Origin of the sequence: Kitasatospora sp. McL0602 (assembly GCF_052076145.1) — a bacterium.
Classification (GTDB): domain Bacteria; phylum Actinomycetota; class Actinomycetes; order Streptomycetales; family Streptomycetaceae; genus Kitasatospora.
On sequence record NZ_CP197246.1, the window covers coordinates 3,769,147 to 3,782,887 of the forward strand.

Genomic DNA, 13,741 nt, shown 5'->3' on the forward strand with positions numbered 1-13,741 from the left:
CCCGTTCCGCCCGCTCCCCGACTGTCTGCTCCGTACGGAAGGCACGCACACCGCCATGGGAACCACCGCAGCACCGGCCGCCCTCGTCTCCTCCGTGCGCCAGGCCTGGGCCGAGGCCCTCGGCCACGACGAGTTCTCCGACGACGAGAACTTCCACCGGGTCGGCGGGCACTCCGGCGCCGCGCTGCGGATCAGCCGGATCCTGAAGACCGAGCTCGGCCGTCCCGTCCCGATGCGGCTGCTCTTCACCAACCTGACCGTCACCGACCAGGCCGCCGCGCTGGCCGCCACCCCGGTCGGGGCCCCGGCATGACGGCCTCCGCCGCCCAGTTGGAGATCTGGCTCGCCGACCAGTGCGAGCCGGACTCCGGGCGCTACAACATCTCGCTGGCGCTCCGGTTCGGCGGCCCGGTCGACCAGGCCGCGCTCCGGCTCGCCCTGGCCGACCTGCTGGTCCGCCACCCGGCGGTGGCCGGCCGGTTCGAGACGGTCGACGGCACCCTGCACCGGATCGCCGAGCCCGGCTCGCCCGTGCCGCTCAACTCCGTCCAGGGGAGCGGCCCGTACTCGCACGAGGAGGCCGTGCGCGAGGCCGCCGGTGCGGCCACCCGGCCGCTGGACCCGGGCTCCGCGCCGCTGCTCCGCGCCGACCTGCTGAACCACCCGGATGCCGCGCTACTCGTCCTGACGGTGCATCACATCGTCGCCGACGGCGACTCGATGGGGCTGCTCACGGACGACCTGCTGTCGTACTACCGGGCGCGCACCGAGGGCCGCGACCCGCAGCCCACCCCGGTGTCGGCCGACCCGGTCGCCGATGCGGGCACCCTGGAGGGCTGGCGCGGGCTGCTGGACGGCGAGCCCGCCGTGCTGGCTCCGCTGCCGGACCTGGTGCGGGCCGAGGGGGGCGCCCGTGGCGCGGCCGCCTGGGCCGAGCGCGAGCTGCCCGCCGAGCGGTTGACCGCCGTCCGGGGGCTCGCCGCCCGCGCGGGTGTCTCCACCGCCGTCACCCTGCTCGCCGCCTGGAGCCTGCTGCTGAACGCCTGGTCCGGCGAGCAGGACGGGGTGCTCGGCATGCCGTTCTCCGGCCGGTACGAGCCCGGCAGTGAGGGTGTGGTCGGGCTGTTCACCCGGGTGCTCCCGATCCGCTCCGACTTCCGCCCCGAGCGCGGCTTCGACGCGCACGCCGCGCTGCTGCGCGACCAGGTGCTGGACGCCATGGAGGCGCTCGCCGAGCACGGCGCCCCGCCGGCCGGCTCCGCCCCCGCGTACTCCGCCGTCTTCCTGCACCAGCCCGCTCTCCGCTCCGACTGGGAGCTCGGCGATCTGACGGTCAGTCAGGTCGAGATCCCGGGTGGGGCCGCCAAGTTCGACCTGGCGCTGGCCGCCGTCGAGTCGGCGGAGGGCCTGCGGCTGCGGGTCGACCACGACAGCTCGCTCTACACCACCGCGACCGCCGAACTGATGCTGGAGCAGCTCGACGGGCTGCTGGCCGCCGCCGCCCGCGAGGACACCGGCTGCCTCGAACTGCTCGCCGGGCTCGCCCCGACCGGCGCAGGTGCCGAAGAGCCCGCACCGGGCGCCCCCTCGGCCTCGGCCCGTACCGTCGCCGAGCTGGTCCTCGACCAGGCGAAGCGTGCCCCGGACGCCGTCGCGGTGACCCACCACGGCGAGTCGGTCAGCTACCGCGAGCTGACCGAGCGGGCCGCCCAGGCGGCCCACTGGCTGCGGACGCAGGGCGTCAGGACCGACGACGTGGTGGTGCTGCTGCTCCGTCCGGGCATCCCGACCGTCACCATGATGCTCGCGGTCGCGCTGGCCGGCGCGGCGTACCTGCCGCTCGACCCCGCCTACCCCGACGCCCAGCTCGCGCTGGTGCTCGGCGACGCCCGGCCCCGGCTGGTCGTCACCGAGCCGGACGAGCAGGGTCGCGTCCGGGCCACCGGGCTGCCGGTGCACAGCGTCCCGGAGATCACCCGGGCCGCCCGCTGCCTGCCCGTCCTCCCGCCCGTCACCTCGGCCGGGCCGCTCACCGCCTTCAACGTGCTCTACACCTCCGGCTCGACCGGCCGCCCCAAGGGTGTCGTGCTGCACCACGGCGGCGTGATCCGGATGATGCACCGCCCCGACTTCCTGCCGATCGGCCCGGACGAGACCTTCTCGCACCTCTCGCCGCTCAACTTCGACGGCGCCACCTACGAGATCTGGGGCGCGCTCACCCACGGCGCCCGACTGGCCGTCCTGGACAAGGAGTTGGTGCTCAGCCCGACCGAACTGCGCACCGCCGTACGGGAGCTGTCCGTCACCACCCTGCTGGTCACCACCCCGCTGCTCAACCGGATCATCGAGGACGCCCCCGACCTGCTCCAGTCGCTGCGCCGGGTGTACTTCGGCGGCGAGCTGATATCGGTGCCGCACATCACCCGGGCGCTGCGCTGGGTGCGCCCCGGCACGCTGCTGCACAGCTACGGGCCGACCGAGAACTCGTTCACCTCCTCCTGGCACCCGATCACCGAAGTCCCTTCGGGCGCCCGCACCCTGCCGATCGGCCGGGCCGTGCCGGAGAGCCGTCTCCAGGTCGTCTTCGAGGGCACCTCGGTGCCCACCCCGCCCTACGTGCCGGGCGAGTTGGTGCTCGGCGGCACCGGGGTGGCGCGGGGCTACCTCGGTGACCCGCAGCGCACCGCCGAGCGCTTCGCCCCCGACCCGTTCAGCGACGCCGAGGGCGCCAGGCTCTACCGCACCGGCGACCGGGTGCGCTGGACGGCCGACGGCGAGCTGGAGTTCATCGGCCGGGCCGACAACCAGGTCAAGATCCGCAGTCAGCGGGTCGAGCTGGGCGAGGTGGAGGCCGCGCTCCGCGCCCACCCCGACGTCCGGGCCGGGTTCGTCACCAGCCGGGTCAACCGGCACGGCGAGAAGGAGATCGTCGGGTACGCCGTCCTCGACCGGCTGGTCGGCACCGACGAGCTGCTGGCCCACCTGGCCTCCGTCCTGCCGCGCTTCGCCGTCCCCTCGTACCTGCTGCTGCTGGACGAGCTGCCGCTCACCCCGAACGGCAAGATCGACCGGCGGCGGCTGCCCGCGCCGGGCCGCACCGAGCCGGCCGCGGCGCCCGTCGTCGCAGCAGAGCCGGCAGAGCTGGCAGAGTCGACCGACGGCGACCTGACGGCGACGGTGACCTCGGTCTGGCACGAGCTGCTCGACGGCCGCCCGTTCGGCCCGGACAGCAACTTCTTCGACGTCGGCGGCCACTCGCTGATGTTGGTCAAGCTGCGCGAGGCACTGCGCCGGGCCACCGGCACCCAGCCGACCATCGCCGACCTGCTGCGCCACACCACCGTCCGCGCCCAGACCAGGTTGCTCGGCGGCGCCGAGGCCGAGCAGCGGCCGGTACGGGCGGCCGCCGCCCCGCGCCGCCGGGCCGAGGACGACGACGCGATCGCCGTGGTCGGCATGGGCGCCCGCTTCGCCGGGGCGTCCGACCTCTCCGCGTACTGGGCGAACCTGGTCGCGGGCCGCGACTGCTACACCGAGGGCTCCGGCCCGGTCGTCACCGAACTCCCCGACGGCACCCGCCGGGTGGCCCGCTGGGGGATGCTCGACTCGCTCGGCTACGACGCCGACCTGCTCGGCTTCGGCCCGGAGGACCTCCGGAGCGGCGACGTGCAGCACGGCGTGCTGCACGAGGTGCTCTGGTCCGCCGTCGAGGACGCCTCGCTGCGCCTCAGCGACATCGCGCACCGGACCAGCGTCTACGCCGGCTGCCCCCGGATCATCCAGAACGACGGCGACGCCCGGGTCGACGACGTGGTCAGCTCCGACCCGACCTTCGTCGCCTCCCGGTTCGCCTACCTCAACGACCTGTGGGGCGAGGCCCTGCTGCTCGACACCGCCTGCTCCACCGGCCTCTACGCCGTCCACCTGGCCTGCCGCAGCCTGCGCAGCGGCGACAGCGACTACGCGCTGGCCGGCGCGGTGTCGCTGGACGGCAGCGCCGACGGCAGCTACCGCTACCGCCCCGGCTTCCTCTACGCGAACGACGGCCACTGCCGCCCCTTCGACCGCCGGGCCACCGGCACGGTCGGTGGATTCGGCGCGGGCGCCCTGCTGCTGCGCCGCCTGTCGGACGCCCAGCGGGACGGCGACCCGGTCTACGCGGTGATCCGGGGCAGCGCCGTCAACAACGACGGCCGCGCCCGGGTCGGGTACTCCGCGCCGGGCGTCGAGGGCCAGGCCCGGGTGATCCGGGAGGCGCTGGCCGCCGCCGGGCTGACCGGCGCCGACCTCGGGTACGTGGAGGCGCACGGCACCGGCACCCGCCTGGGCGACGCCATCGAGGCGACCGCTCTCGGCGAGGCGCTCGGCAGCACCGGCCCCGGGCTGGCGATCGGCTCCGTCAAGGCGTCGATCGGCCACTGCAACACCGCCGCCGGGATCGCCGGTCTGATCAAGGCCGTCCTCGCCGTCCACCACGGCTACCTCCCGGCCACCCCGGGCGTGTCCGAGCCGATCGAGGAGCTGACCAGATTCGGTCCGCGCTTCTCGCTTCTCGCCGAGGGCCGCCCGTGGGAGCAGGGCGCGGACAGCCTGCGCACCGCCGGAGTCAGCTCGTTCGGCGTCGGCGGCACCAACGCCCACCTCGTGGTGCAGCAGCACCGCACGACCGCAGCCCCGGAGAGGGTGTGACCCCCGTGTCCGTCCAGACCACCGCACCGCTGCGACCGACCGCCGCAGTGCTCGACTCACCCGCAGCACCCCGCGTACTGGCCCTGTCGGCCCGCGACGCCGTGGCGCTCGCCGAGGGGTGCCGCCGCCTGGCGGACCGCTTGGAGCAGCAGCCGGCCCTGGCGCCGGACGACGTTGCCGCCACCCTCCAGCGTGGCCGGGAGCGGTTCGCCGTCCGGTGCGCGGCGGTCGGCCGGGACACCGCCGAACTCGCCCGCGCCCTGCGGGCGGAGGCCGGGCGGATCGACCGCGCGGCCCCCGCCGACGCGCTGGAGGTGCCCTGCGACGATCCGTTCGACGAGTCCGCTTCCGACGGCCCGGCGGCGTACGCCCACCGGATCGCCCGGCAGTGGGCCGACGGCCTCGACGTGGACACCACGCTGGGCCGCCCCGGCCGCCGGGTCCGGCTGCCCGGCTACGCCTTCCGCCGGGACGTCGCGGGCAGCCTCGCACCCGAGGCGGCCCAGGGGCAGCGCCCGCTCACCCCGCACGAGCAGCGCTGGCTCTTCCACGACCTGGTGCGCTCCAGCGGATCGGCCGACCACAACGTCACCGCCGTCGCGTCGCTCCCGGCCGGGCCCGGCACCCCCGGCAGCGTCGCCGAGGGCTTCGCCGCCCTCCAGCGGCTGCACCCGGAGCTGCGCACGGTCTTCGCCGAGCGCGGCGGCCGCTGGTCCGCCCGGACGGAGCCGTCCCCGGTGGTGCTGACCCGCGCGGCGGGCGTCCACCCCGACCCGGCCGCCGCCGCCCGAGACCTCGCGGGCCGGTCCTTCGAGCTGCGCGGCGGCCCGCTGGCCCGCTGCGTGCTCGCCGAGGGGCCCGACGGCCTCGCCGTCGCCCTCACCCTCTACGAGCCGATCGCCGGTCCGGGCGCCGAAGCCCTGCTCGCCGATCTGCTCCAGCTCGCCAACCTTCCTGCCCACACGGCAATCTGACGCCCAGTCATAGTACGGAGACAACGATCATGACGCTTCTGCTGGACCACCGGATCCCGACCCCCGTCCCCGCCGACTGGCACGGCGCCACCCCGGCCCCCGTCGGCGTCGACCAGGCCTACAACGGCTACGTCGCCGCCACCGTGATCAACACCCTCGACCGCCTCGGTATCTTCGAGCGGCTGCTCGCCGACCCGGCCTTCGACATTCCGGCGTACTGCCGGGCCGCCGGCCCCGCGACCCGGGAGCGGGTGCTCCGCGAGGTGCTGCGGGCCGCCGCCACCTGCGGCTGGGTGCGGTTGCTGAACGGCGGCGACATCGCCGTGCTCACCCCCGCCGGTGAGGAGATCGCCCGGATGCGCGGCTACTTCACCTGGGGCGTCGGCGGCTACCACGACGTCTTCGGCCAGGCCCACCGGATCACCTCCGGCACGGCCGACTTCGGCACCGACGTGCTGCGCGACGAGGCCATGGTCGCGCTCGGCTCCGGCCAGAACGACCGCAACTTCATGGCCGGCACGCTCGAAGCCGTGCTCGCCGAGGTCGACTTCGGCACCATCGCCGACCTCGGCAGCGGCATCTCCGCCCGAGTCAGCCGCGTCGTCGGCGAGCGCCCCGGCACCCGCGGCCTCGGCCTGGACATCAGCGGCCCGGCCACCGAGCTGGCCCAGCGCACCATCGCCGACGCCGGTCTGACCGACCGCGTCCAGGCGATCCGCACCGACGTGCTCGACGTCTGCCACCGCGACGCCCACCGCGAGGCGCTGGCCGAGGTCGACACCGTCATGAGCTTCTTCCTGCTGCACGACCTGCTCAACGACCGGGCCACCCGCCCGCAGATCTTCACGCGCCTGCGCGAGGCCTTCCCGGCCGCCCGCACCTTCGTGCTGGCCGACACCATGCTGCGCCCGGACGCCGAGAACTCCACCGCCCTGCCGGTCTTCTCGCTCGGCTTCGAGCTGGCCCACGCCCTGATGGGCGTCGAGCTGCACGCCAAGGAGACGTACGAGCAGCTCTTCGCCGACGCCGGCCTGCGCCCGCGCCGCATCGTCCCCTTCGGCACCCCCCACTCGTGGCTCTACGTTCTTGAGGCGGAGTAAATGACCAGTCCTTTTGCCCTGTACCGCGAGTTCACCCCGCGGACCCGCACCATCCTCGCCGTCAACGCGGTGAACTCCTTCGGCGGCGGCCTCGTCCTGCCGTTCCTCTGGATCTACCTGCAGCAGGTCCGTGGCCTGCCCGCCTGGGTGCCCGCCGTGACGCTGGCCGTGCAGGCCGCGACCGCCGTCTTCGGCGGGCTGGCCTGGGGCGCGCTGCTCGACCGGCTGACGCCCCGCACGGTGGTGACGCTGGTGATGGTCATCGCCGGTCTCGGCACCGGGCTGTACGCCCTCGCCACCGGCGTGGTGCTCGCGCTCACCGCCGCGGTCGTCTACGGCCTGGGCATCAGCGGCGTCGGCACCGTGCTCCGCTTCCTCTACGCCGGGGCGGCCTCCGCCCGGGAGCGCGGTCTCGCGTACTCCGCCGACTTCGCGGTGTTCAACGCGATGACCGGGCTGGGCGTGCTGGCCGGCGGCCTGATCGCGGCCTGGGACGCGGGCGCGGCCGCCGACCGCTACAGCGTGCTCTACCTGGCCGACGGCGCGACCTTCCTGCTCGCGGGCGCCGCCCTGTACTGGCTGCTGCCCCGCGTCACCCCGGCCGGGGACGGCCCGAAGGAGACCGGGCAGCCGGTCGTCGGCTACCGCGAGGTCTTCAAGCGCCGCCACCTCGGCGCCCTGCTCGGTGCGCTGACCATCTGCTCGATGGTGACGTACGGCCAGTTCCGCTCCGGCCTGCCGGGCTACCTGACCGGGCGCGGCGCGCTCGGGCCGGAGGGGCTGTCCGGTGCGTTCGCCGTCAACATCGTGATCGCGGTGCTGGCCCAGTTCCTGCTCGGCGAGCGGATGCAGCTGCTGCGCCGCTCCACCGTGCTGGCCGTCAGCGGCGCGGTCTGGGCGGTGGCCTGGGGCCTCGTACTGCTGGCCGGCCGCACCCACGGCACCGGGGCGCTGGCCCTGGCGATGGTCGGCGTGGCGCTGCTCTCGCTCGGTGAGGCACTGGTCTTCCCGGTGGTGACCGGGCTGCTCAACGACCTCGCCGAGGAGCGCGTCCGGGGCCGGGTCAACGCGCTGCTGTCGGTGGCCGTCTCCACCGGTTCGGTGGCCGGGCCCGCGCTCGCCGGAGCCACCCTGCCGTTCGCCAAGGGCCTGCCGCTGATGCTCGTGCTGATCGCCGGGTGCGTGGCGGTGGTCGTCGTCGCGGCCCGCCTGCGCGCCACGCTCACCGCCGACATCGACCAGCCTGTCCAGGCGGCAGAGGCCGAGCCCGCTGCCGCTGAGCCCGCTGCCGCACCCGTCGCCGTCGCCGCCTGAGAGGACCCCCATGCACAACTGGCCGCTGTACGACATCTCCGCACGCACCTCGCGGATCGAGCTGCGCCACCCGACCGAGGCCGATCTCGACGCACTGGCCGACCAGGCCGTCGAAGGCGTGCACGCCCCCGGCTTCATGCCGTTCTTCTCCCAGTGGACGGACGGCGATCCGCAGACCGTCGCCCGCCGGGTGCTCCAGCGGCACTGGAACGCGATGGCCTCCTGGACCCCGGACGACTGGACGCTCTACCTGGTCGTGGTGCACGACGGTCAGGTGGTGGGCTCGCAGAGCCTGGGCGCCCGCGACTTCGGCGCCACCCGTGAGGTGCTGCTGACCTCCTGGCTGGGGCTGCGCCACCAGGGCCTCGGCCTCGGTGGGCACGCCCGCGCCGCCGCGCTGGAGCTGGCCTTCGCCGGGCTCGGCGCCGAGCAGGCCTTCTCGGTGGTCCGCCGGGGCAACGAGAACTCGCAGGCCGTCTGCCGCAAGTTCGGGTTCGTCCCCGACGGCACGCAGATCAACGGCGTCCGGGGCGAGCGGGCGGTCAGCGACCGCTACCGGCTCTCCGCCGAGCGCTGGCTCGAACACCGCGAGATCCGGACCGAGCTGCACGGCGTGACACCGGCGTTGCCGCTGTTCGGAGTCGGCGACGGGCCGGCGCCCGCGACGGCCGCACCCCGCCCGGTGCTGGCTGCCGCGCTCTCCGGCGTCCGGTACGCCGAAGAGGCCGACCAGGACAGTGACTGACCCCCGCCCGACCCCCGACCCCCGCCCGACCTCCGCCCGACCCCCCGCAACCCGAAGGAGAGCAGCTGTGACCGAGCGCCCGGTGATCGCCGTCGTCTACGACCAGGGGTCGGTGACGCCGATGGAGATCCTGGAGAACCTGGAACCGCTGGGCGACGTCGTCCTGGCGGTCTGCCGCTCCGAACACACCGAGCAGATCGGTGAGTTCCTGGAGGAGCTGACCGAGGTCGTCCACGTGGGCGACGACCTCGACGCGGCTGCCGCACAGCTCGCCCGGCACCGCCCCGACGCCGTGATCACCTTCAGCGAGGTGGTGTTGCACACCACCGCCGAGCTGGCGGTACGCCTCGGCCTGCCGTTCCACCGGCCGGAGACCGTCCGGCTGCTGCGCGACAAGTACGCCCAACGCTCCCGGCTGCGCGAGCGCGGCGTCGACACCGTCCGCTCGGCGCTGCTGCGTGAGCCCGCCGACTGGGCGGCGGCGCTCGCCGAGGTCGGCCTCCCCGCCGTGCTCAAGCCGTCCGACGGTGCGGGCAGCCGGTCCACGTACCTGATCGAGGAGGCGGCCCAAGGCGCGGCGCTGGTCGCCGAGTTGCTCGGTGGCGGCGAAGGAGCCGAGGAAGGCTCGATGGTGCTGGAGGAGTACCTGCTGGGCCGCGACTGCGGCCCGTTCGGGGACCACATCTCCATCGAGAGCGCGGTGGTGGACGGCGAGATCACGCACTGGGCCGTCACCGGCAAGTACCCGCTGGCGCCGCCGTTCCGCGAGCTCGGCCAGTTCTGGCCGGCCAGCCTCCCCGAGGCCGAGCAGGACGCCGCGCTGGAGCTGACCACCCAGGTGCTGCGGGCGCTGGACGTCCGCACCGGCATCACCCACACCGAGCTGAAGCTGACCGCCGACGGCCCCCGGCTGATCGAGATCAACGGCCGCCTCGGCGGCTACCAGACCTGGCTGGCCCGGCTGACCGGCACCCTCAACCCCGTCCGGCTCGCGGCCCGGATCGGCCTCGGCGGCCCGGTCGAGGTCGAGACGGCCCCGGACGGCGAGGTGTACTTCGTCCGCTTCGCGCAGAGCCCGCGCGAGGGCGGCACACTGACGGCGGTGCACGGCATCGGGGACATCCTGACGCTGCCGGGCATCGAGACCGCAGCCCCGATGGTCCCGCTGGGCGAGGTGATCCCCGCCTCGGTCGGCACCGGCGTGATGGTCGCCGTCAGCGGTGTCAGCCCCGACCACCGGGCGATGATGGACCTCCTGGACGACGCCCTCGGCGTCCTCTCCTTCGACCTCGCCGGCCCGAACGGCACCCGCCGCCTGACCCCGGCCCAGACCGAGGCAGCGTGAGGGTCTGAGTGCCAGGGCCTGACGGCCTCAGCGGTCGATCATCGCGTACTGGGCGGCGAAGACGCCGGCCTGGAAGCGGCTCTCCACTCCCCAGTCCCGCATCAGTTCGGCGATGTGGCGGCGGCAGGTGCGGACGGACATGTTGGTCCGGTTCGCGATCGCCTCGTCCTTGTGGCCGGCGGCGAGCAGCAGGACGATGCCGCGCTTGACCTCGTCGACGGTGTCGCCGTAGCCGAAGCCGGTGTGGGTGAACGGGCGGGCGTGGCTCCACTCGCGTTCCATCGTCCGGTAGAGGTACTCGACCACCACCGGCTCGCGGATCACCATCGCGCCGGGCGGGTCGTCGCCCTGGGTGCGGTCCGGCAGGAAGGCGATCCGCCGGTCGAAGATGATCAGCCGGTCGATCACCTCGTTGGCCGTCCGGATCTCGGAGCCGAGCTCGGCCATCTTGGCGAAGTGCTGCTGGACCACCGGGTTGGCGAGCACCACGTGCGGGTAGAGGGTGCGCATCCGCACGCCGCGCTCCAGCAGCTGGAGGTCCCGGGGGCGGCTGTCGACCAGGGTCTCCTGGGTGAGCGCCGAGGGCTGGCTGACGAAGACCTCCTCGGAGCAGGTCCGTGACACCTCGCCGAGCATGCTCCGCACCTGCTCGACGTCGTGCAGCAGCTCGATCGCGACGCCCTGGCCCCGGCCCTGGCGGGCCTCGAAGTAGACCGACTGGAGCGGCAGCAGCATCGACCGGGCCCGTTCCGCCTGGAGCTGCTTGCGGTGGATCTCCATCTCCAGCGGGCCGACCAGCTCGGCGACGGCTGCCTGCGGGCTGGCGGGCACCCACCGGCCGGGGCCGGAGGCGTGCAGCAGCCGCAGGCGGGTGAGCAGCTCCCGGGCTTCGGCCAGCCGCTCCTGCGGCCAGTCCAGGGCCTCGTGCCCGGCGACCAACACGCCGTCGCGCAGGGCGAGTTCGTAGAGGGCGGTGGCGTCCGGGCTGAGTTCGGCGAGCGGATCGGCCGCGTGGTCGTTCATGGGTGGCCTCCGAGGGGACTTGCTGCGGCGCAAGTTTATGTCAGCGGGAATCGGTCGCTCCGGTTGTGGGGGATGCGCCAGGCTGCAGGTACGCCGGACGAACGCCACCCGGCGGCCCCTCTCCGACCTGCGCCGATCGCGCGCCGCACCCCTCAGACCGGGAGTAGTACGTATGCAGACCGTCGAGATCCGCACCGACGTCCCGCAGTTCCTGCCGGTGGCCGGGCACCACGTGCCGGCGCCGTTCTACCTCACCGCCGACATGTTCGGCGGCATGCCCGTGCAGCTGGCCGGCGGCCCGATCGACCACCTGGTCGGCAAGCCCGTCGCGGACCCGCACCGGCACGAGGTCGCCGAGGTCTACTTCCTGGTCTCCCCGAACCCGGGCGGCGCCCGGATCGACGTCACCGTCGAGGGCGTCACGCACGAGCTGACCTCCCCGGCCCTGCTGAACGTCCCCGCCGGGGCCGAGCACCACTTCCTCACCAAGGAGGCCGAGCCCGGCAGCTTCTGCTTCGGCATCCTGGTGGGCGACAAGTCATGACCACCGCCGTCGCCCCCGCCGTCGCCACCGGCCCCGCACGGCTGCACCTCAGCGAGAGCCCGTACGGACCGAGCCCGCTCGCGCTGAGCGCCGCCCGCGAGTCCCTCGCACTGACCGAGATCTACCCCGACCCCGCCCGCTCGGCGCCCACCGCCGCCCTCGCGGCGCAGCTGGCCGTGGCTGAGCAGCAGGTCGCCGTCGCCAACGGCAGCGACGAGCTGGTGCTGCTCAGCGCGCTCGCGCTCGGCGACACCACCCGCCCGGGGCTCACCACCGCGGGTACCTTCCCCGGCTACCGGATCTGCCTGGAGACCGTCCGGCGCGGCTGCCGGGAGATCGCCCTCGACGGCACCTCCACCGCCGTCGCCGAGTTCGCCGCCGCGATGCCGGCGGCCGGCATCGCGTACCTCTGCAACCCGCACAACCCCACCGGTGGCGTGCTGACCCGCGCCGAGCTGGACCTGCTGGTCGAGACCGCCGCCCGCACCGGCACCCCGCTGGTCGTCGACGAGGCGTACCTGGAGTTCGCCCCCGCCGGCACCCCGCAGCTGCGGGACTACCTCGACGGCGCCGCGCCGCTGCTCAGCCTGCGGACGCTCTCCAAGGCGTACGGCCTGGCGGCGCTGCGGATCGGCTACGCCGTCGGTCGGGCCGATCTGGTGGCGCGGCTGCGCGAGGCCCAGGGCACCATGCCGTTCAGCGTCAACCGCGCGGCGCAGGCCGCCGCCGTCGCCGCGCTCGCCGACCGCCCGCACCTGGAGCGGACGCAGCGCCGCAACATCGAGCAGCGCGCCTGGTTCCTGAGCCGCCTGGCGGAGCGCGGACGGGCCGCACTGCCCTCCGCGACCAACTTCGTCGCCGTCGCCGTGCCGGACTCGGCCGCCGCCGAGCTGCTGCTCGCCCGGGACCACGACATCCTCGTCCGCGACGCCGGCCGCTTCGGCCTGCCGGGCCACATCCGCGTCTCGCTCGGCTCCGCCGAGCAGCTGACCCGCCTGCTGGACGCACTCGACGTGATCGCCCCCGTCGGCTGACCGTCCGCCCCCGTACCCCTCGAAGGAGAACCACCCGTGAGCCACCTCGTCATCCTCAACACCGAGCAGCAGTACGCGGTCTGGCCGCAGTCGGCCGCCCTCCCGGCCGGCTGGCAGCCCACCGGCTGGACCGGCGACGAGAAGTCCTGCCTGGACCGGATCGGCCAGGAGTGGACCGACCTGCGCCCCGCCTCGGTGCGCGCCGCCGTCGCCGAGGACCGGGCCCGCCCGGCCGTCCTGCTGATCCCGGCGGGCACCGTCCAGCTGCGCGAGGTGCTCCCGGAGGAGGCCGCACAGCTCAAGGCGGGCTCCACCGCCGGGCTCGACTGGCTCGGCGGCGAGCCCGGCGAGGGCACCCGCGCCGCCGCCGGGATGCTGGTCGGCGCCGCTGCCGCCGGGCTCCACCAGCCCGGTTGGGGGATGTACCTGCTGACCCGCGCCGAGGACGCCGTCGTGGTCGGCGGCATGGGCTTCCACGGCGGCCCGCAGGACGGGCAGGCCGAGATCGGCTTCGACCTGGTCGAGCCCGCCCGCGGCCACGGCTACGCCACCCAGGCCCTCGGCGCCCTCGCCCGCTGGGCCCTGACCCAGCCCGGCGTCGACCGGGTGATCGCCACCACGGACCCGGACAACCTGCCGTCGCAGCGCGTCATGGAGCGCGCCGGCTTCACCCGGATGCCCGACGCCGACGGCCTCTTCGTCTACCAGCTCGCCAACTGACCCCGGAGGGTCCGCCCGTGGGGGGCCGGCGTCGCGACGCCCGGACTCTCCCCTGGACGGCTTCTCCTCAGTCGCCGATGCTCCGCATGGACTCGCCCCCAGCCTTCGGCCGGGGGTGCCCCCGCGTCGGCACCGCCCAGGCTCGGCCCGCCGCAGACATCAGCCGCTGCGCGGCGGGCGCTCCTTCATCCGGCCCCCCACGGGCGGACCCTCCCCGCGCCCCGGACGCCCGTTCGCCGGTGGCCCCACACAG

The 13,741-nt window shown here is 74.6% G+C and carries 11 protein-coding genes; 10 read left to right on the forward strand and 1 reads right to left on the reverse strand.

Going from position 1 to position 13,741, the window contains the following annotated elements:
• Positions 1 to 55 precede the first annotated feature (55 nt).
• From ACR68M_RS17125 to ACR68M_RS17155, 7 genes are all read left to right on the forward strand, one after another.
• On the forward strand, positions 56 to 313 hold the full coding sequence (locus ACR68M_RS17125; protein ID WP_441251380.1) for an acyl carrier protein: 258 nt from the start codon (positions 56 to 58) through the stop codon (positions 311 to 313).
• Positions 310 to 4,689, forward strand: a complete 4,380-nt coding sequence (locus ACR68M_RS17130; protein WP_441251381.1) for an amino acid adenylation domain-containing protein — start codon at positions 310 to 312, stop codon at positions 4,687 to 4,689. Before ACR68M_RS17125 ends, ACR68M_RS17130 begins: the two co-directional genes overlap by 4 nt.
• Before the next feature lie 5 nt (positions 4,690 to 4,694).
• Entirely contained in the window at positions 4,695 to 5,663 is a 969-nt protein-coding gene (locus ACR68M_RS17135) for a CurL C-terminal domain-containing protein (RefSeq protein ID WP_441251382.1), read from the forward strand.
• A 29-nt stretch (positions 5,664 to 5,692) separates the two neighbouring features.
• Entirely contained in the window at positions 5,693 to 6,763 is a 1,071-nt protein-coding gene (locus tag ACR68M_RS17140; RefSeq protein ID WP_441251383.1) for a methyltransferase, read from the forward strand.
• Positions 6,764 to 8,077 (forward strand): MFS transporter, encoded by a 1,314-nt coding sequence (locus ACR68M_RS17145; RefSeq protein WP_441251384.1) that lies wholly within the window; start codon positions 6,764 to 6,766, stop codon positions 8,075 to 8,077.
• 10 nt (positions 8,078 to 8,087) lie between these two features.
• A complete protein-coding gene (locus ACR68M_RS17150; RefSeq protein WP_441251385.1) occupies positions 8,088 to 8,822 on the forward strand; it encodes a GNAT family N-acetyltransferase in 735 nt (244 codons plus the stop codon).
• Positions 8,823 to 8,889: 67 nt separating this feature from the next.
• Positions 8,890 to 10,167 carry an ATP-grasp domain-containing protein gene (locus tag ACR68M_RS17155; RefSeq protein WP_441251386.1) on the forward strand — a complete coding sequence of 426 codons (1,278 nt, stop codon included), beginning with the start codon at positions 8,890 to 8,892 and terminating at the stop codon, positions 10,165 to 10,167.
• Positions 10,168 to 10,194: 27 nt separating this feature from the next.
• Here the strand turns inward: ACR68M_RS17155 and ACR68M_RS17160 are convergent, their stop codons facing one another.
• Positions 10,195 to 11,190 carry a hypothetical protein gene (locus ACR68M_RS17160; RefSeq protein ID WP_441251387.1) on the reverse strand — a complete coding sequence of 332 codons (996 nt, stop codon included), beginning with the start codon at positions 11,188 to 11,190 and terminating at the stop codon, positions 10,195 to 10,197.
• Positions 11,191 to 11,362: 172 nt separating this feature from the next.
• On the opposite strand from ACR68M_RS17160, the gene ACR68M_RS17165 reads away from it, so the two are divergent.
• Genes ACR68M_RS17165 through ACR68M_RS17175 form a run of 3 tightly spaced genes read left to right on the forward strand, consistent with a single transcriptional unit; the run spans position 11,363 to position 13,488 of the window.
• Positions 11,363 to 11,734 carry a cupin domain-containing protein gene (locus ACR68M_RS17165; RefSeq protein WP_441251388.1) on the forward strand — a complete coding sequence of 124 codons (372 nt, stop codon included), beginning with the start codon at positions 11,363 to 11,365 and terminating at the stop codon, positions 11,732 to 11,734.
• Positions 11,731 to 12,768, forward strand: coding sequence for a pyridoxal phosphate-dependent aminotransferase (locus tag ACR68M_RS17170; protein ID WP_441251389.1), 1,038 nt, complete (start codon positions 11,731 to 11,733; stop codon positions 12,766 to 12,768). The genes ACR68M_RS17165 and ACR68M_RS17170 overlap by 4 nt, the downstream gene beginning before the upstream one ends.
• Before the next feature lie 36 nt (positions 12,769 to 12,804).
• A complete protein-coding gene (locus ACR68M_RS17175) occupies positions 12,805 to 13,488 on the forward strand; it encodes a GNAT family N-acetyltransferase (RefSeq protein WP_441251390.1) in 684 nt (227 codons plus the stop codon).
• Positions 13,489 to 13,741 lie beyond the last annotated feature (253 nt).

What these genes read in the sequence shown, in the direction of transcription:
- ACR68M_RS17125 (WP_441251380.1), top strand. Translation starts at nt 56, where the DNA reads ATGGGAACCACCGCAGCACCGGCCGCCCTCGTCTCCTCCGTGCGCCAG.
- ACR68M_RS17130 (WP_441251381.1), top strand. Translation starts at nt 310, where the DNA reads ATGACGGCCTCCGCCGCCCAGTTGGAGATCTGGCTCGCCGACCAGTGC.
- ACR68M_RS17140 (WP_441251383.1), top strand. Translation starts at nt 5,693, where the DNA reads ATGACGCTTCTGCTGGACCACCGGATCCCGACCCCCGTCCCCGCCGAC.
- ACR68M_RS17145 (WP_441251384.1), top strand. Translation starts at nt 6,764, where the DNA reads ATGACCAGTCCTTTTGCCCTGTACCGCGAGTTCACCCCGCGGACCCGC.
- ACR68M_RS17150 (WP_441251385.1), top strand. Translation starts at nt 8,088, where the DNA reads ATGCACAACTGGCCGCTGTACGACATCTCCGCACGCACCTCGCGGATC.
- ACR68M_RS17160 (WP_441251387.1), bottom strand. Translation starts at nt 11,190, where the DNA reads ATGAACGACCACGCGGCCGATCCGCTCGCCGAACTCAGCCCGGACGCC.
- ACR68M_RS17165 (WP_441251388.1), top strand. Translation starts at nt 11,363, where the DNA reads ATGCAGACCGTCGAGATCCGCACCGACGTCCCGCAGTTCCTGCCGGTG.
- ACR68M_RS17170 (WP_441251389.1), top strand. Translation starts at nt 11,731, where the DNA reads ATGACCACCGCCGTCGCCCCCGCCGTCGCCACCGGCCCCGCACGGCTG.